The sequence below is a fragment of the Citrobacter sp. RHBSTW-00881 genome (assembly GCF_013728515.1).
Classification (GTDB): domain Bacteria; phylum Pseudomonadota; class Gammaproteobacteria; order Enterobacterales; family Enterobacteriaceae; genus Citrobacter; species Citrobacter braakii.
The window spans coordinates 4,317,994-4,335,110 of the sequence record NZ_CP056269.1 but is presented as its reverse complement, the minus strand read 5'-3'; the positions used below and the strand labels follow the sequence as shown (position 1 = coordinate 4,335,110).

17 protein-coding genes are annotated in these 17,117 nt (G+C 52.4%); 10 read left to right on the top strand and 7 right to left on the bottom strand.

The annotated features are described in order from the left end of the window. Window position 1 precedes the first annotated feature (1 nt). The 7 genes from ftsQ (at window position 2) to mutT (ending at window position 8,454) form a co-directional block, all read left to right on the top strand. Complete coding sequence (ftsQ, locus tag HV311_RS20950) at window positions 2-835, top strand: cell division protein FtsQ (RefSeq protein WP_191220426.1); 834 nt, start codon at window positions 2-4, stop codon at window positions 833-835. Then, the gene (gene ftsA / locus HV311_RS20945; protein ID WP_003018755.1) at window positions 832-2,094 is read left to right on the top strand and encodes a cell division protein FtsA; all 1,263 of its coding nucleotides are present in this window, start codon (window positions 832-834) and stop codon (window positions 2,092-2,094) included. Before ftsQ ends, ftsA begins: the two co-directional genes overlap by 4 nt. Before the next feature lie 186 nt (window positions 2,095-2,280). Then, complete coding sequence (gene ftsZ / locus HV311_RS20940) at window positions 2,281-3,432, top strand: cell division protein FtsZ (RefSeq protein WP_003018753.1); 1,152 nt, start codon at window positions 2,281-2,283, stop codon at window positions 3,430-3,432. A 100-nt stretch (window positions 3,433-3,532) separates the two neighbouring features. Next, complete coding sequence (gene lpxC / locus HV311_RS20935; protein WP_006686706.1) at window positions 3,533-4,450, top strand: UDP-3-O-acyl-N-acetylglucosamine deacetylase; 918 nt, start codon at window positions 3,533-3,535, stop codon at window positions 4,448-4,450. A 285-nt stretch (window positions 4,451-4,735) separates the two neighbouring features. Next, window positions 4,736-5,242 (top strand): secA translation cis-regulator SecM, encoded by a 507-nt coding sequence (secM, locus tag HV311_RS20930; protein ID WP_029139762.1) that lies wholly within the window; start codon window positions 4,736-4,738, stop codon window positions 5,240-5,242. 60 nt (window positions 5,243-5,302) lie between these two features. Then, window positions 5,303-8,008 (top strand): preprotein translocase subunit SecA, encoded by a 2,706-nt coding sequence (gene secA / locus HV311_RS20925; RefSeq protein WP_016151702.1) that lies wholly within the window; start codon window positions 5,303-5,305, stop codon window positions 8,006-8,008. 56 nt (window positions 8,009-8,064) lie between these two features. Continuing rightward, window positions 8,065-8,454: an 8-oxo-dGTP diphosphatase MutT gene (gene mutT, locus HV311_RS20920; RefSeq protein ID WP_046275370.1), complete on the top strand. Its 390-nt coding sequence runs from the start codon at window positions 8,065-8,067 to the stop codon at window positions 8,452-8,454. An 88-nt stretch (window positions 8,455-8,542) separates the two neighbouring features. Here the strand turns inward: mutT and yacG are convergent, their stop codons facing one another. The 3 genes from yacG to coaE are packed head-to-tail and all read right to left on the bottom strand — an operon-like array spanning window position 8,543 to window position 10,110. Beyond that, window positions 8,543-8,737: a DNA gyrase inhibitor YacG gene (gene yacG / locus HV311_RS20915; protein ID WP_016151704.1), complete on the bottom strand. Its 195-nt coding sequence runs from the start codon at window positions 8,735-8,737 to the stop codon at window positions 8,543-8,545. A 9-nt stretch (window positions 8,738-8,746) separates the two neighbouring features. Next, window positions 8,747-9,490 (bottom strand): cell division protein ZapD, encoded by a 744-nt coding sequence (zapD, locus tag HV311_RS20910; protein ID WP_016151705.1) that lies wholly within the window; start codon window positions 9,488-9,490, stop codon window positions 8,747-8,749. Next, entirely contained in the window at window positions 9,490-10,110 is a 621-nt protein-coding gene (coaE, locus tag HV311_RS20905; RefSeq protein ID WP_191220425.1) for a dephospho-CoA kinase, read from the bottom strand. The genes zapD and coaE overlap by 1 nt, the downstream gene beginning before the upstream one ends. Window positions 10,111-10,335: 225 nt before the next feature. On the opposite strand from coaE, the gene HV311_RS20900 reads away from it, so the two are divergent. Then, window positions 10,336-11,379, top strand: coding sequence for a GMP reductase (locus HV311_RS20900; RefSeq protein ID WP_003829510.1), 1,044 nt, complete (start codon window positions 10,336-10,338; stop codon window positions 11,377-11,379). 55 nt (window positions 11,380-11,434) lie between these two features. Here HV311_RS20900 and hofC read toward each other — a convergent pair whose 3' ends face one another. The 4 genes from hofC to nadC all read right to left on the bottom strand — a co-directional run bounded on the left by hofC (window position 11,435) and on the right by nadC (window position 15,595). Then, window positions 11,435-12,637 (bottom strand): protein transport protein HofC, encoded by a 1,203-nt coding sequence (gene hofC / locus HV311_RS20895; protein ID WP_181635000.1) that lies wholly within the window; start codon window positions 12,635-12,637, stop codon window positions 11,435-11,437. Next, window positions 12,627-14,012: a type II secretion system protein GspE gene (gene gspE, locus HV311_RS20890; RefSeq protein ID WP_181634999.1), complete on the bottom strand. Its 1,386-nt coding sequence runs from the start codon at window positions 14,010-14,012 to the stop codon at window positions 12,627-12,629. Before gspE ends, hofC begins: the two co-directional genes overlap by 11 nt. Before the next feature lie 9 nt (window positions 14,013-14,021). Continuing rightward, a complete protein-coding gene (gene ppdD / locus HV311_RS20885; RefSeq protein WP_016151710.1) occupies window positions 14,022-14,459 on the bottom strand; it encodes a prepilin peptidase-dependent pilin in 438 nt (145 codons plus the stop codon). 242 nt (window positions 14,460-14,701) lie between these two features. Further along, entirely contained in the window at window positions 14,702-15,595 is an 894-nt protein-coding gene (gene nadC, locus HV311_RS20880; protein ID WP_016151711.1) for a carboxylating nicotinate-nucleotide diphosphorylase, read from the bottom strand. 87 nt (window positions 15,596-15,682) lie between these two features. Between nadC and ampD the strand changes: the two genes are divergently transcribed. Further along, on the top strand, window positions 15,683-16,246 hold the full coding sequence (gene ampD / locus HV311_RS20875; protein WP_016151712.1) for a 1,6-anhydro-N-acetylmuramyl-L-alanine amidase AmpD: 564 nt from the start codon (window positions 15,683-15,685) through the stop codon (window positions 16,244-16,246). Next, entirely contained in the window at window positions 16,243-17,097 is an 855-nt protein-coding gene (gene ampE, locus HV311_RS20870) for a beta-lactamase regulator AmpE (RefSeq protein ID WP_016155697.1), read from the top strand. The genes ampD and ampE overlap by 4 nt, the downstream gene beginning before the upstream one ends. The last annotated feature ends 20 nt before the right edge of the window (window positions 17,098-17,117 follow it).

Sequence of the window (17,117 nt, the reverse complement as noted above, 5' to 3'; positions counted from 1 at the left end):
TATGTCGCAGGCTGCGCTGAACACGCGAAACGGTGATGAAGAAGAAGTAAACCCCTCACGCCGCAATAATGGAACGCGTCTTGCAGGAATACTGTTCCTGCTGACAGTGCTGTGCACCGTGTTTGTCAGCGGCTGGGTAGTGTTGGGATGGATGGAAGATGCGCAGCGCCTGCCATTGTCAAAACTGGTGTTAACCGGTGAACGGCATTACACGCGCAATGATGATATCCGTCAGTCCATCCTGGCGCTGGGCGCTCCGGGAACATTTATGACTCAGGATGTGAACATCATCCAGAGTCAGATTGAACGCCTCCCCTGGATCAAACAGGCGAGCGTCAGAAAGCAATGGCCTGATGAATTGAAGATTCATCTGGTTGAATATGTGCCAATAGCGCGTTGGAATGACCAACATATGGTGGATGCTGAAGGAAATACCTTCAGTGTCCCAACCGGTCGGGCCAATAAGCAGGTATTACCTATGTTGTACGGACCGGAAGGCAGCGCAAGTGAAGTGCTGCAAGGGTTCCGCGATATGGGGCAGGTGCTGGCTAAGGACAGATTCACCCTGAAGGAAGCGGCAATGACCGCTCGTCGTTCCTGGCAGTTGACGCTGAATAACGATATTAAGCTGAATCTGGGCAGGGGCGATACGATAAAACGTTTGGCTCGCTTTGTGGAACTCTACCCGGTTTTACAGCAGCAGGCGCAAACCGATGGCAAACGGATTAGCTACGTTGATTTGCGTTATGACTCAGGAGCGGCAGTAGGCTGGGTTCCCTTGCCTCCTGAGGAATCTAATCAGCAACAGAATCAGGCACAGGCAGAACAACAATGATCAAGGCGACGGACAGAAAACTGGTAGTTGGACTGGAGATTGGCACCGCGAAGGTAGCCGCTTTAGTAGGGGAAGTTCTGCCCGACGGTATGGTCAATATCATTGGCGTGGGCAGTTGCCCATCGCGAGGTATGGATAAAGGCGGGGTGAATGACCTTGAGTCAGTGGTGAAGTGCGTACAGCGCGCCATTGACCAGGCTGAACTGATGGCAGATTGCCAGATCTCTTCAGTGTATCTGGCGCTTTCCGGTAAACATATTAGCTGTCAGAATGAAATTGGTATGGTGCCCATTTCCGAAGAGGAAGTGACGCAGGAAGATGTGGAAAACGTGGTACATACGGCAAAATCCGTACGCGTTCGCGATGAACATCGTGTTCTGCACGTCATTCCGCAGGAATACGCCATCGACTACCAGGAAGGTATCAAAAATCCGGTCGGTCTTTCCGGTGTGCGTATGCAGGCAAAAGTCCATCTTATTACCTGCCACAACGACATGGCGAAGAATATTGTCAAAGCCGTTGAACGTTGTGGTCTGAAAGTTGACCAACTGATTTTTGCCGGGTTGGCAGCCAGTTATTCCGTATTGACGGAAGATGAACGTGAACTGGGTGTCTGCGTGGTGGATATTGGTGGTGGTACAATGGACATCGCCGTTTATACTGGCGGGGCGTTGCGCCACACTAAAGTTATCCCTTATGCAGGGAATGTCGTGACCAGCGATATCGCGTATGCCTTTGGTACGCCGCCGAGCGATGCTGAAGCCATCAAAGTGCGTCATGGCTGCGCACTGGGTTCCATCGTGGGTAAAGACGAGAGCGTTGAAGTGCCAAGCGTTGGTGGTCGTCCGCCGCGTAGCCTGCAACGTCAGACTCTGGCAGAGGTCATTGAGCCGCGTTATACCGAGCTGCTCAACCTGGTCAACGAAGAAATTTTGCAATTACAAGAACAGCTTCGCCAGCAGGGTGTGAAACATCATCTGGCGGCGGGGATTGTGTTAACCGGCGGAGCTGCGCAAATTGAAGGTCTTGCGGCCTGCGCACAGCGCGTGTTCCATACACAAGTACGTATTGGCGCACCGCTGAATATTACCGGTCTGACGGATTATGCCCAGGAGCCGTATTATTCAACGGCGGTGGGGCTGCTGCACTACGGGAAAGAATCCCATTTAAGTGGTGAGGCTGAAGTAGAAAAGCGCGTAACTGCCTCGGTCGGATCGTGGATCAAGCGACTGAATAGCTGGTTACGTAAAGAGTTTTAATTTTTAAAGAGACCGACGCAAATTAACGGTCTCAGGCGACAGGCACTACACAAAGTCATTCAAGTTGCATCGCAGCGGCAACTGAGCGAATCTCCTGGAGCATAGTTTACTATGTCACGGGAGTGAGTGAAGGCAGCCAACAAAGAGGCGGCTTGAAGGATGAAGTGTAAAACGGAGAGAGAAACTATGTTTGAACCTATGGAACTAACCAACGACGCGGTGATTAAAGTCATCGGCGTCGGTGGCGGCGGCGGTAATGCCGTTGAACACATGGTGCGTGAGCGCATCGAAGGTGTTGAATTCTTCGCGGTGAATACCGACGCTCAGGCGTTGCGTAAAACGGCGGTTGGACAGACCATTCAGATTGGTAGCGGCATCACCAAAGGTCTGGGCGCGGGTGCAAACCCGGAAGTCGGTCGTAATGCGGCAGACGAAGATCGCGAAGCTCTGCGCGCAGCGCTTGACGGCGCAGACATGGTGTTTATCGCAGCTGGCATGGGCGGCGGTACCGGTACCGGTGCAGCGCCAGTGGTAGCTGAAGTCGCAAAAGATTTAGGTATCCTGACCGTTGCTGTCGTGACTAAGCCTTTCAACTTTGAAGGCAAGAAGCGTATGGCATTCGCGGAGCAGGGTATCACCGAGCTGTCCAAACACGTGGACTCTCTGATCACTATCCCGAACGACAAGCTGCTGAAAGTACTGGGCCGTGGTATCTCCCTGCTGGATGCATTTGGCGCAGCGAACGACGTGCTGAAAGGCGCAGTCCAGGGTATCGCTGAACTGATTACTCGTCCGGGCCTGATGAACGTCGACTTTGCAGACGTACGCACCGTGATGTCCGAAATGGGCTACGCGATGATGGGTTCTGGCGTGGCGAGTGGTGAAGACCGTGCAGAAGAAGCGGCTGAAATGGCTATCTCTTCTCCGCTGCTGGAAGATATCGATCTGTCCGGCGCACGCGGCGTGCTGGTTAACATTACTGCGGGCTTCGACCTGCGTCTGGATGAGTTCGAAACCGTGGGTAACACGATTCGTGCCTTTGCATCGGATAACGCAACTGTGGTTATCGGTACCTCTCTGGACCCGGATATGAACGACGAATTGCGCGTGACCGTTGTTGCGACTGGAATTGGTATGGACAAGCGTCCTGAAATCACTCTGGTGACCAACAAACAGGTACAGCAGCCGGTAATGGATCGTTACCAGCAGCACGGTATGGCGCCGTTGACGCAAGAGCAGAAACCGGTAGCGAAAGTGGTTAACGACAATACGCCGCAAACCACGAAAGAGCCGGATTATTTGGATATCCCTGCATTCCTGCGTAAGCAAGCTGATTAAGAATTAGCTGGAATTTGGGAATTGTGGCTCTTTGTGCTAAACTGGCCCACCGAATGTATAGTACACTTCGGTTGGATAGGTAATTTGGCGAGATTATACGATGATCAAACAAAGGACTCTTAAACGTATCGTTCAGGCGACTGGCGTCGGTTTGCATACCGGCAAAAAAGTCACCCTGACATTACGCCCTGCGCCGGCCAACACCGGGGTCATCTATCGTCGCACCGACTTGAATCCTCCGGTAGATTTCCCGGCCGATGCCAAATCTGTGCGTGATACCATGCTCTGTACGTGTCTGGTCAATGAGCATGATGTGCGGATTTCAACCGTAGAGCACCTTAATGCTGCTCTGGCGGGCTTAGGTATCGATAACATCGTTATTGAAGTCAACGCCCCGGAAATCCCGATTATGGATGGCAGTGCCGCTCCGTTCGTTTACCTGCTGCTTGATGCAGGTATTGAAGAACTGAGCAGCGCCAAAAAATTTGTTCGCATCAAAGAGACCGTTCGTGTCGAAGATGGCGATAAGTGGGCTGAGTTTAAGCCGTATAATGGTTTTACGTTGGATTTCACCATCGACTTTAACCATCCGGCGATCGACTCCAGCACGCAGCGCTACGCGATGAACTTCTCTGCGGATGCGTTCATGCGCCAGATCAGCCGCGCGCGTACTTTCGGCTTCATGCGTGATATCGAATATCTGCAGTCCCGCGGCCTGTGCCTGGGCGGCAGCTTCGATTGTGCCATCGTTGTTGACGATTATCGCGTATTGAACGAAGACGGCCTGCGTTTTGAAGACGAATTCGTTCGTCACAAAATGCTCGACGCGATTGGTGACTTGTTCATGTGTGGTCACAACATTATTGGTGCATTCACCGCGTATAAATCCGGTCATGCACTGAATAACAAACTATTGCAGGCAGTCCTGGCAAAACAGGAAGCCTGGGAATATGTGACCTTCCAGGACGATGCAGAACTGCCGTTGGCGTTCAAAGCACCTTCGACTGTACTGGCATAACGACATACGCTGTCGCATAAATTCGACTGGTAAATCTGGCACTCTCTCCGGCCAGGTGAGCCAGTCGTTTTTTTATCTTTCGATTGCAAAACCACCTTATCTGAAGCGACTTTTTTCCCACCGACAGATTAAAACACCGTTCGATCGCTGCTTTCTTAAGCATATTTACCCGCGACTTGCTGTCATTACTGCTGTGGAGCGTACGCTTTAATGGTAATATTTATGCGCAAAAAAATGGTTTTGCATTTGTAACCCCAAACGCAGGGTATATCAGGTGGCAATAACGTGAGTGGAATACTGACGCGCTGGCGACAGTTAGGCAGACGGTACTTCTGGCCGCATCTCCTGTTGGGGATGGTCGCGGCTAGTTTTGGCCTGCCTGCGCTCGGTAATGCTGCTGAACCTAATACTCCCGCGAAGGCGACCGCCAGCAATCACGATCAATCTGCCAAAGTTAACTTTAGCCAGCTTGCTTTGCTGGAGGCGACCAATCGCCGCCCGAATTTTACCGTTGACTACTGGCATCAGCATGCCATTCGTACGGTCATTCGCCATCTTTCTTTTGCCATGGCTCCTCAGGCGCTGCCTGTTGCCGAAGAGCCGTTGCCAATCCAGGCGCACCATCTTGCGTTACTGAATACGCTCAGCGCGATGCTGACGCAAGAAGGCAGACCGCCCGCGACCGTGAGTCGCGTGACATATGCCCATTTTACCTCTCAGGCCGCATTTAGCGTTCCGGTCTGGATCAGCCAGCTGCAGGGTATCCGCGCTGGCCCTCAACGCCTCAGCTAAAAAAGAACCTTCCAACTTATAATTTTTGACTCCGCACCGCGGGGCGTTTGAGATTTTATTATGCTAATCAAATTATTAACAAAAGTATTCGGTAGCCGTAACGAGCGTACGCTGCGTCGTATGCGTAAAGTGGTCAATGTCATCAATGCAATGGAACCGGAGATGGAAAAACTCTCCGATGATGAACTGAAAGCGAAGACCGCTGAATTCCGCGCCCGTCTGGAAAAAGGCGCCAGCGTTGAAAGCCTGATCCCGGAAGCGTTCGCGGTGGTCCGCGAAGCGAGTAAGCGTGTGTTCGGCATGCGTCATTTCGACGTACAGCTGCTGGGTGGTATGGTGCTTAACGATCGCTGCATCGCGGAAATGCGTACCGGTGAAGGTAAAACCCTGACCGCAACGCTGCCAGCCTACCTCAACGCCTTAAGCGGGAAGGGTGTACACGTGGTTACTGTGAACGACTACCTGGCTCAGCGTGACGCCGAAAATAACCGCCCGCTGTTTGAATTCCTCGGCATGACCGTGGGTATCAACATGTCTGGCCTGCCTGCGCCAGCCAAGCGTGAAGCCTACAATGCCGATATTACTTACGGTACCAACAACGAATACGGCTTTGACTACCTGCGCGACAACATGGCGTTTAGCCCGGAAGAGCGCGTTCAGCGTAAACTGCACTATGCGCTGGTCGATGAAGTCGACTCCATCCTGATCGATGAAGCGCGTACGCCGCTGATCATTTCCGGTCCGGCTGAAGACAGCTCGGAAATGTATAAAAAAGTGAATAAAATCATCCCGCACCTGATTCGTCAGGAGAAGGACGATTCTGACACGTTCCAGGGGGAAGGCCACTTCTCTGTTGATGAGAAAGCGCGCCAGGTCAACCTGACCGAACGTGGTCTGGTACTGATTGAAGAGCTGTTGGTTAACGAAGGCATTATGGATGAGGGCGAGTCGCTGTACTCTCCGGGCAACATTATGCTGATGCACCACGTGACTGCTGCACTGCGTGCGCACGTGCTGTTTACCCGCGACGTTGACTATATCGTGAAAGACGGTGAAGTTATCATCGTCGACGAACACACCGGTCGTACTATGCAGGGCCGCCGCTGGTCCGATGGTCTGCACCAGGCTGTTGAAGCCAAAGAAGGCGTAGATATCCAAAACGAGAACCAGACGCTGGCATCTATTACCTTCCAGAACTACTTCCGTTTGTACGAAAAATTGGCCGGTATGACCGGTACAGCAGATACTGAAGCCTTTGAATTCAGCTCCATTTACAAACTGGATACCGTGGTTGTGCCGACCAACCGCCCGATGATCCGTAAGGATTTACCGGATCTGGTGTACATGACTGAAGCGGAAAAAATTCAGGCGATCATTGAAGATATTAAAGAGCGTACCGCAAATGGCCAGCCGGTGCTGGTTGGTACTATCTCTATTGAAAAATCGGAAGTGGTTTCTAACGAGCTGAACAAGGCGGGTATCAAACACAACGTTCTGAACGCCAAGTTCCACGCCAACGAAGCCGCAATCGTCGCCCAGGCGGGTTATCCGTCCGCCGTGACTATCGCGACAAACATGGCAGGTCGTGGTACCGATATCGTGCTAGGTGGTAGCTGGCAGGCGGAAATTGCCGAGCTGGAAGACCCGACTCCAGAACAAATCGCGCAGATCAAAGCCGAGTGGCAGGTTCGCCATGATGCGGTGTTAGCAGCAGGTGGTTTACATATTATCGGTACCGAGCGTCACGAATCTCGTCGTATAGATAACCAGCTGCGTGGTCGTTCTGGTCGTCAGGGGGATGCGGGGTCTTCTCGTTTCTATCTGTCGATGGAAGATGCGCTGATGCGTATTTTTGCTTCTGACCGCGTGTCCGGCATGATGCGTAAACTGGGCATGAAGCCTGGTGAAGCGATTGAACACCCGTGGGTGACTAAAGCGATTGCAAACGCGCAGCGTAAAGTAGAAAGCCGCAACTTCGATATTCGTAAGCAACTGCTGGAATATGATGACGTTGCCAATGACCAGCGTCGCGCAATCTACACCCAGCGTAACGAACTGCTGGACGTAACTGACGTTAGCGAAACCATTAATAGCATCCGTGAGGATGTCTTCAAAGCGACGATTGATGCCTATATTCCGCCGCAGTCTCTGGAAGAAATGTGGGATATCCCGGGTCTGCAGGAACGTCTGAAAAACGACTTCGATCTGGAAATGCCTATTTCAGAGTGGCTGGATAAAGAGCCTGAGCTGCATGAGGAAACGCTGCGCGAACGTATTCTGGCAAACGCCATCGAAGTTTATCAGCGTAAAGAAGAAGTTGTGGGCGCGGAGATGATGCGTCACTTCGAAAAAGGCGTGATGCTGCAAACTCTCGATTCTCTGTGGAAAGAGCACCTTGCGGCGATGGATTACCTGCGTCAGGGTATCCACCTGCGTGGTTATGCGCAAAAAGATCCGAAGCAGGAATACAAGCGTGAATCCTTCTCTATGTTTGCATCAATGCTGGAATCACTGAAGTACGAAGTGATCAGTACCCTGAGCAAAGTTCAGGTACGTATGCCTGAAGAAGTAGAAGCGATGGAGCAGCAACGTCGTGAAGACGCTGAACGTTTAGCGCAGATGCAGCAGTTGAGCCATAAGGGTGACGATTCTGCCGCGGCAGAAGAGCTGGCAGCACAAACTGGCGATCGTAAAGTGGGTCGTAACGATCCGTGTCCTTGCGGTTCCGGGAAAAAGTACAAACAGTGCCATGGCCGCCTGAGTTAAGAAAATAACTTACTGAAAAGGCGCAGAATTCTGCGCCTTTTTTATGGACGATAAAGATGAAAATACTGCAGATCGCTGTCGGGATTATTCGCAACCAGCACCATGAAATTTTTATAACCCAGCGTGCGGCTGATGCCCACATGGCCAATAAGCTGGAGTTCCCCGGCGGGAAAATTGAAGCGGGCGAAACGCCGGAGCAGGCGCTGATTCGCGAGTTACAGGAAGAAGTAGGCATTACGCCGACTCAAAGCTCACTGTTCGAAAAGCTGGAGTACCAGTTTCCGGACCGGCATATCACTCTGTGGTTCTGGCTGGTTGAAAGCTGGGAAGGCGAACCGTGGGGGAAAGAGGGGCAACCGGCGCAGTGGATTGCGCAAGATGCTCTGAATGCAGAAGATTTTCCGCCTGCGAATGCGCCGGTAATTGAAAAGCTGATTGCTGGATAAAGGTGTTCGTAGGCCGGATTAGGCAACCCCACGATCCGGCAAATTAGGGCGGGGTCGCTACGCTTGCCCGCCCTACGTTTTAGCTGAATTACTTCTGCTCTTCACTCCAGTCGTCGTTTTCCGACAGATCACCAGAGCTTGGGATACGTTTCTCTTCTGCGGCCCACTCACCCAGATCGATTAACTGGCAGCGCTTGCTGCAGAATGGGCGAAACGGGCTGACTTCACCCCACACTACGGGTTTGCCGCAGGTTGGGCAGTTGACGATGGTTTGTTCAGACATGTTGACTCCTTAACAGCACGCCAGATCAAAATCGAGACGCTCAGGCACCTGGCCATTCTCGCTATCCAGCGGCATAAAGCGAATAGCAAAGCGGCTCTTATGACCAGAAATTTGCGGATAAAGCTGCGAATCAAGCGGCAGCTGCAAGCGAAGCAGATCGGCATCTTCGCCGTTGTCCTGATAAAAACCATTCAAGCTGGTTTGCTTACGGAATGGCGCAGAGTTGCGAATTAAATCCAGCACCAGCGACAGTGCCTGATTGAGCGGATTCAGACTTGCAAGCCATGTTTCAACCTGCGCGTCGCGATGCGACTGCGGTAGATGTAACCAAATATGCAGGGTCGGCAGATCGAAACTGCAGCATCCGCCTGGAATGCTTAAACGCTGACGTACAAGGCCAATCAGACGATCTTCGCGCAGCGTCTGTCCAATACGCGGAGCCGAAATCAGAATGCTGCCCGCGCTTTTTAACTGCTGGCGCAATGCGTCGATCCTGTTTTGATCGACGCCGGGAACTTCAACCCAGGCCTGGAGTTTACGCTGTTGTCTTTCCAGCTCTTTGAGGAGTTCGGTACGGACTTCGCCGCGTTCAAAGACATCCAGTAAGTCTCCGATGTTGCGGAAAAAATGCAGTGCGCCTGCATGGTCCGCTATGGGTACATTAACGGAGAGCTGTTGGATTAAAAACTCAATGCGCAGCCATGTACGCATCTTCTCATTGAGAGGGTGTTCAAAAAGGACCTGGGTGTGCATTACGGTTTTTCCTGTGAGACAAACTGCAACGCGCATTGCAGATAGAGCGCGTGCAGGCGGGCGACATCCGAGGCGATGGCCTCCGGTGCGCCATTATTATCAATAACATCGTCTGCCACGGCCAGACGCGCTTCGCGCGTTGCCTGGGCAGCAAGAATTTGTTCAACATGCTCACGCGTGACGTCATCGCGCTGCATAGTGCGTCTGAGCTGTGTCTCGGGGGTAACATCCACCACGAGTACGCGGTTGGCTTTTTTATACAGTGAATTTTCCACCAGCAAAGGTACAACCCACAACAGATAAGGGGAGGTTGCTTGCTGAAACTGGCGCTGCGTTTCCTGCTGAATAAGCGGATGGAGCAGGGCATTCAGCCAGCTTTTCTCCTCAGGACTGGAAAAAATGCGTTCGCGTAAAATGCGTCGCTGCAACGATCCGTCGGCAGCTATAACTTCGGTACCAAAATGTTCTTCGATCGTCTTAAGGGCTGGGGTACCGGGTTCAACCACCTGGCGCGCAATAATATCTGCATCAATGACGTTTATTCCGAGGTCTGAGAACGCATTTGCAACGGTACTTTTACCACTGCCAATGCCACCGGTTAAGGCTACCGTATACCTCATAGATGCAGATCCTGGAGTTTAAGTTTGATTATCAAACAGTTAAAAGTTAAGCGTGCGACGGCGAGGTTGCTGCAGGATTAACCTACTATTCGCCAGGTAAATTTATGGGATTGTAGCGTAAAAAAAGAGAATTTCGCAGTCTTGCGCGGCATTGATTAGTGCGTATGATAGCGTCACTGGAGTTGTGAGTTTCGATTTTTCGCCATTAACCCCAGGAATCCGCACATGCGTATCGAAGAAGATCTGAAGTTAGGTTTCAAAGACGTTCTTATCCGCCCTAAGCGTTCTACTCTCAAAAGCCGTTCCGATGTTGAGCTGGAACGTCAATTTACCTTTAAGCACTCAGGTCAGACCTGGTCCGGCGTACCCATTATTGCCGCGAACATGGACACTGTCGGGACGTTTGCCATGGCAACGGCGCTGGCATCCTTCGACATCCTGACTGCGGTACACAAACACTATTCTGTTGAAGACTGGGCTGCTTTCATCGCAGAGAGCTCTGCTGATGTGCTCAAACACGTAATGGTTTCAACCGGCACCTCTGACGCAGATTTCGAAAAAACCAAACAGATTCTGGCGCTCAACCCGGCGCTGAACTTTATCTGCATTGATGTGGCAAATGGCTACTCAGAGCATTTTGTTCAGTTTGTGTCGAAAGCGCGTGAAGCATGGCCGACAAAAACAATTTGTGCGGGCAATGTGGTTACTGGAGAAATGTGTGAAGAGCTGGTACTTTCCGGCGCGGACATTGTTAAAGTCGGCATTGGCCCGGGTTCTGTATGTACCACACGTGTAAAAACCGGCGTTGGCTACCCACAGCTTTCTGCGGTTATTGAATGTGCCGATGCAGCTCACGGTCTGGGCGGCATGATTGTCAGTGATGGCGGCTGCACAATGCCGGGTGACGTGGCAAAAGCGTTCGGCGGTGGCGCGGACTTCGTTATGCTCGGCGGTATGTTGGCCGGTCATGAAGAAAGCGGCGGCAAAATTGTTGAAGAGAACGGTGAGAAATTCATGCTGTTCTACGGCATGAGCTCTGAATCAGCCATGACGCGTCACGTTGGTGGTGTTGCACAATACCGCGCTGCGGAAGGTAAAACAGTTAAGTTGCCTCTGCGTGGCCCGGTTGATAACACTGCACGCGATATCCTTGGCGGCCTGCGTTCTGCCTGTACCTATGTCGGTGCATCTCGCCTGAAAGAACTGACCAAACGTACAACGTTTATTCGTGTACAGGAACAAGAAAACCGCGTTTTCAATAGCCTGTAAGAACAGGTAGTACTATGACATGCCGGATAAGCTGTGCGCCATCCGGCATTTGAATTTATCCCACCCCGCTCATCGCATCTCCTAAATGAAAAATCGGCAAATACATCGCAACGACCAGCGTACCGATTATCAGCCCCGTAATGACCAGTAACGCAGGCTCTAGTAGTGCAGCCAGATTCTCTGCCTGAGACAATGTTTTCTCGCCGTGGTGATGGGCGAGATTACGCAGCATTGTATCCAGCGAGCCGGAAGCCTCACCTGTTCTGACCAACTGTATGCACAATGGGCTGAATTCACCGCAATTTTTTAGCGCTAACCAGACCGGTTTTCCGGCGCTGATGTCGTGATGTACCTGCGCTAAGCGTTGCGACCAGAAAGGGTTGGCCAGCGTTTCAGTGACGCTCTCAAGACCTTGCAGAAAAGGAATACCTGCATTTTGCGTTAACGCCAGAACAGTGAAGATCTGCGTGAGTTTTTGCCCTCTCACCATCGGTCCTATGACCGGGAAGCCGAGCAGCAATTTCTGGCGCAGAGTGAGCCAGTATGGCTGCTGCTTCATCAGGTGATATGCTGCAACCGCTATCAGGCTGAATGCTCCCGCCAGCCATCCCCATTGGCTGCTAAAATGCGCGATGGCAATAATCCACTGAGTGAGTACTGGTAGCGGAGTGTTAAACGTCTGGTAAATAGCGGCAAACTCAGGGAGTACAAACTGCAGCATCGCGAATACCACCATCACAGCCATCGTGATGATGAATATCGGATAGCGTAGGGCTTTTTTAACTTTATCCGCCAGCTGCTGTTGATTCTTCTGCTGGCGGGCGAGTTCAAAGCAGCAGTCGTCCAGCTTACCTGTAAGCTCTCCGGTACGGATCATTGCCTGATAAAGAGGCGGAAAAACGTGTTGCCACTGAGATAGCGATGTGGAGAGAGAAATACCCTGTTCCATATCGTGAGCCAGCGTACGCAGTAGCGCTTGCCATTGGCTGCTGGGATGCTGTTCAGCCAGCAAAGCTAAACTTGCCGAGAGTGTTAGCCCTGCTTTCAGCAACGTCGCCAGTTGACGTATGGTTTCAGCGCTTTTTTCACGGCTCCAGTGTGAGGCTTTGACACGCATACGATTAATGCGCAGCGGCGTAATATGCCGTTGCTCGAGAGCAAGCATCAATGAGGGGCGGGTATCGGCCCAAAGTACGCCTTCCAGTGGATTACCTTCGTTGCTAATACCTTGCCAGCGCCAAAGCAGTTTAGCTGACATGGGGCATGCCCAGTACGCGTACCAACTCTTCAAATGTTGTTAACCCTTGTTCGACGGCCTTGCAACCATTTTCGAAAAGCGTACTCATCCCTAATTGCTGAGCATTCGATTCCACTCCGTCTACGGACGTACCGTTAGCGATGCTCTGGCGCAATGCAGGTGTCACGGGGAGAACTTCAAACAATGCCGTACGGCCATAAAATCCGTGATAGCAATGTTGGCAGCCCGGAGCCTGCCAATGAGGCAGTGGCGTAGGCCAGATCGCTTCCGGGAGCATGATCGGCGTTTCCAGACGTTGTCGGCAATGTGGGCACAATTTTCTCACCAACCGCTGCGCAATAACGAGCGTCAGCGCGGAGGCGATCATCCAGCGTGCAACCCCCATTTGCTGCAAGCGTATTAGTGTTTCTGTGGTGGAATTGGTATGCAGTGTTGATAGAACCAGATGACCGGTTTGTGCGGCTTTAAGGGCTATTTCAGCCGTTTCGCCATCACGGATTTCACCCACCATGATAATGTCGGGATCCTGACGCAGCAGCGCGCGCAATACTCCCTGAAAAGTGAGACCGGCACGTGGATGAATTTGTGTCTGGTTAAGACCTGCGATCGGGATCTCTACTGGATCTTCCACGCTACAGAGGTTAACGTCCGGAGTGTTTCGGGTCTGCAGCGCACTGTACAGCGTGACCGTTTTACCGCTTCCGGTCGGTCCGGTGACCAGAATCAGCCCCTGAGGCTGCTGCAACGCTTGTGAAAATGCTGCCAGCTGCGCGTCCTGCATTCCCAGCGCGGTGATTTCCAGCGCTTGATCGACCTGATGCAGTAGCCGTAGCACCACTTTTTCGCCAAAGCGACAGGGCAGGGTGGCGATGCGAAACGAGACCGGCTCTCCTGAAATCTCAACGGTAAACTGGCCGTCTTGCGCAAGTCGGTGCTCGGCAATATCCAGACTGCCTAAAACTTTTAGTCTGGCAGTGATGGCGATACCCATCTCGGTCGTGACGTCCGGTAAAGCATGCAGTACGCCATCCACACGTAATCTGATTCGATAGTGATTTTCCGCTGGTTCAAAATGAATATCAGAAGCCCGTTGCACCAGAGCGGATTGAAACGTCTGATTCAGCAAATCTGCTGCGCTGGCGCTGCTTTTCGTGACCACTGCCGGGAGCATTTTCTGTGGCGTATGCGTGTGGCCTTCCATTTGTTGACGCGTCCAGCAGACGATGTCGATACGTCGGGTGGTGGCAAAATGCAGTGCGTCCAGCAATTCGTGGGATGGAGCGTCCACGACGGCGATGTGCACCACTTCATTGTCTGCATCCAGTAATATTCCCTGATGACGTTGGCACAGCGCCGTAAGTTGGGTGGTATTCATCTCTTTTCCTTAATTGATATCGAAACGGAAAACGTCTTCACAGGCCTGTTGCAATGCGCTGTCATTCTGGATAACGCAGTTACGGCTCCAGCCGGTAATACCGTTGGCATTGTCCCAACCCGGCGTCATGGTGATGCTTAACCCGTTCAGGCTTTCTTGTCCGCTGAGGCTGACCACTCCTTTTTCAACGCTCATGGCGGAGACATAACGGGTGGTGGCTGGAGAAGGGATGCCATTCGTTCCGGCATCACAGGTTGTTGTTCCGCCATGCTCCAGCGCACAGAGCTCAACCGCCGTGCGATAGGGAACAAAGGTTTGCAGCATGTCTGTTAACGCGGCTTTGCGCAGATAGTTTTGATAAGCCGGAATACCGATGGCGCTAAGGATGGCAATAATGCCAATGACCACCATGAGTTCGATAAGTGTGAAGCCTCGTTGCTTGTCCATCGTTCGCTCCTTGAGTTAGCTGGCGCTACTTTGGCAAACGCTCGGGTTTACGGCGAGAGGCAAAAAACAGAACGGGAAGGCGGGTTCCGAGGATTTTTATGAAATTACAGAGTCAGACAACGTATTTGCGAAGAGGCTCGAAGAAACAGCCGTATGGCGGCGTAAACGCTTATCCGGCCGATAGAAAAACCGGCGTGATGGGCCCGATAAGTGAAAGTACTATCGGGCTAAACCATCAGTAATTAGCGAAAACGCATAGAGAGATCGAGCGCGCGAACATGCTTGGTCAGCGCGCCAACAGAGATGAAATCCACGCCAGTTTCGGCAAATTCGCGCAGAGTTTCATGAGTGACGTTACCCGACACTTCCAGACGCGCCTGGCCGTTGGTGCGTTTTACCGCTTCCCGCATTTGGTCAGTTTCGAAGTTATCGAGCATGATGATGTCGGCCCCTGCTTTCAGCGCGTCGTCCAGTTCATCCAGGCTTTCTACTTCGACTTCAACCGGCACATCCGGGTGCAGCCAGAAGGCTTTTTCAACGGCCTGACGTACCGAACCAGAAGCAATAATGTGGTTTTCTTTAATCAGGAAAGCGTCAGAAAGGCCCAGACGATGATTCGCGCCGCCGCCGCATAATACGGCGTATTTCAGCGCGGTACGCAGCCCCGGCAGAGTTTTACGTGTATCCAGCAGTTGGGTTTTTGTTCCCGCCAGCAGGTCGACATATTTACGCACCTCGCTCGCCACACCCGAAAGCGTCTGTACAAAATTAAGCGCGGTACGTTCGCCAGTTAGCAGCACGCGGGAAGGGCCGTCCAGTTCAAATAGCGGCTGATTGGCCTTAATGCTGTCGCCATCTTCGACATGCCAGGTGATGTTGACATCATCGCCCGCCAGTTGAATAAAGACCTCTTCAACCCAACGTTTTCCACAAAAAACGCCATCTTCGCGGGTGATCACGGTGGCGTGGGAGCGCATCTCCGCGGGTAAAAGCTGTGCGGTGATATCGTTATTGGCATCAACTTCTCCGCCTAAATCTTCACGCAGCGCCTGAGCTACAGCGGCAGGGATATCCAGATTTATGCGTTCCAACAGCGCGTCACGTCGGTAGTCAGGGTTATAGCGGCGAGGCGGCATGATAAAACTCCAAATTGCTAACGAATCATAAGGTGGAAACATGCTACCCTGAACCTGATATGAGCACCACCAATAAGGAGATTCTGCATGTTGTTAGACGAGGGCTGGCTGGCAGAGGCGCGACGCGTTCCCTCTCCTCATTACGATTGCCGCCCGGATGACGAAAACCCTTCTCTGCTGGTGGTGCATAATATCAGCCTGCCGCCCGGCGAGTTTGGCGGCCCGTGGATCGATGCGCTGTTTACGGGCACGATTGATCCCAATGCCCATCCTTATTTTGCCGGGATCGCCCATTTGCGCGTTTCGGCACATTGTTTAATTCGCCGTGACGGTGAAATTGTGCAGTATGTCCCTTTTGATAAACGCGCCTGGCATGCTGGCGTGTCGAACTATCAAGGCCGCGAACGCTGTAATGATTTCTCAATTGGTATTGAGCTGGAAGGGACGGATACGCTGGCCTATACCGATGCGCAGTATCAGCAACTGGCAGCCGTGACGAATGCCCTGATTACGCGTTATCCGGCTATTGCCAACAACATGACAGGACATTGCAATATTGCGCCCGAGCGTAAGACCGATCCCGGGCCCTCTTTTGACTGGGCAAGGTTTCGCGCCCTGGTCACCCCCTCGTCGCACAAGGAGATGACATGACGCTGTTTACAACATTACTGGTGTTGATTGTTGAACGCCTGTTTAAGCTGGGTGAGCACTGGCAGCTTGATCACCGGGTTGAAGCTTTTTTCCGCCGGGTGAAGCATTTTTCGATGATGCGTACGGTAGGCATGGCCCTTATTGCGATGGGGGTGACGTTCCTGCTGCTGCGCGCACTTCAAGGCCTGTTGTTTAACGTGCCTTTGCTGGTGGCGTGGATCTTAATTGGTTTGCTGTGCATCGGCGCTGGCAAGACGCGTCTTCATTATCATGCCTATCTGAACGCGGCTGCTCGCGATGACGCTCACGCCCGTGAAGCGATGGCCAGCGAGCTGACACTGATTCATGGGATTCCGCCTGAGTGTGATGAGCGTGAGTTCTTGCGCGAACTGCAGAACGCGCTGTTATGGAACAACTTTCGCTTTTATCTGGCGCCGTTATTCTGGCTGATTGTCGGTGGCCCGTGGGGACCGGTGACGCTGGTGGGTTATGCCTTTCTACGTGCCTGGCAGTCCTGGCTGGCGCGCTATCAGACGCCGCACCAGCGTTTACAATCAGGTATCGATGCGATCCTGCATGTGCTGGACTGGATCCCGGTGCGCCTGGCGGGTGTCGTCTATGCGCTGCTGGGGCACGGCGAGAAGGCGTTGCCTGCCTGGTTTGCGTCGCTGGCGGATCTGCATACTTCGCAATATCAGGTGCTTACTCGCCTTGCGCAGTTTTCTTTAGCGCGTGAACCACATACCGATAAAGTCGCAACGCCAAAAGCCGCGGTTTCGATGGCGAAGAAGACCTCGTTTGTGGTGGTGGTGGTCATTGCCGTGCTGACCATTTATGGAACATTAATTTAAGCCATTATTAGTGGATGGCG

What these genes read in the sequence shown, in the direction of transcription:
- ftsQ (WP_191220426.1), top strand. Translation starts at nt 2, where the DNA reads ATGTCGCAGGCTGCGCTGAACACGCGAAACGGTGATGAAGAAGAAGTA.
- ftsA (WP_003018755.1), top strand. Translation starts at nt 832, where the DNA reads ATGATCAAGGCGACGGACAGAAAACTGGTAGTTGGACTGGAGATTGGC.
- ftsZ (WP_003018753.1), top strand. Translation starts at nt 2,281, where the DNA reads ATGTTTGAACCTATGGAACTAACCAACGACGCGGTGATTAAAGTCATC.
- lpxC (WP_006686706.1), top strand. Translation starts at nt 3,533, where the DNA reads ATGATCAAACAAAGGACTCTTAAACGTATCGTTCAGGCGACTGGCGTC.
- secA (WP_016151702.1), top strand. Translation starts at nt 5,303, where the DNA reads ATGCTAATCAAATTATTAACAAAAGTATTCGGTAGCCGTAACGAGCGT.
- mutT (WP_046275370.1), top strand. Translation starts at nt 8,065, where the DNA reads ATGAAAATACTGCAGATCGCTGTCGGGATTATTCGCAACCAGCACCAT.
- yacG (WP_016151704.1), bottom strand. Translation starts at nt 8,737, where the DNA reads ATGTCTGAACAAACCATCGTCAACTGCCCAACCTGCGGCAAACCCGTA.
- zapD (WP_016151705.1), bottom strand. Translation starts at nt 9,490, where the DNA reads ATGCACACCCAGGTCCTTTTTGAACACCCTCTCAATGAGAAGATGCGT.
- coaE (WP_191220425.1), bottom strand. Translation starts at nt 10,110, where the DNA reads ATGAGGTATACGGTAGCCTTAACCGGTGGCATTGGCAGTGGTAAAAGT.
- HV311_RS20900 (WP_003829510.1), top strand. Translation starts at nt 10,336, where the DNA reads ATGCGTATCGAAGAAGATCTGAAGTTAGGTTTCAAAGACGTTCTTATC.
- hofC (WP_181635000.1), bottom strand. Translation starts at nt 12,637, where the DNA reads ATGTCAGCTAAACTGCTTTGGCGCTGGCAAGGTATTAGCAACGAAGGT.
- gspE (WP_181634999.1), bottom strand. Translation starts at nt 14,012, where the DNA reads ATGAATACCACCCAACTTACGGCGCTGTGCCAACGTCATCAGGGAATA.
- ppdD (WP_016151710.1), bottom strand. Translation starts at nt 14,459, where the DNA reads ATGGACAAGCAACGAGGCTTCACACTTATCGAACTCATGGTGGTCATT.
- nadC (WP_016151711.1), bottom strand. Translation starts at nt 15,595, where the DNA reads ATGCCGCCTCGCCGCTATAACCCTGACTACCGACGTGACGCGCTGTTG.
- ampD (WP_016151712.1), top strand. Translation starts at nt 15,683, where the DNA reads ATGTTGTTAGACGAGGGCTGGCTGGCAGAGGCGCGACGCGTTCCCTCT.
- ampE (WP_016155697.1), top strand. Translation starts at nt 16,243, where the DNA reads ATGACGCTGTTTACAACATTACTGGTGTTGATTGTTGAACGCCTGTTT.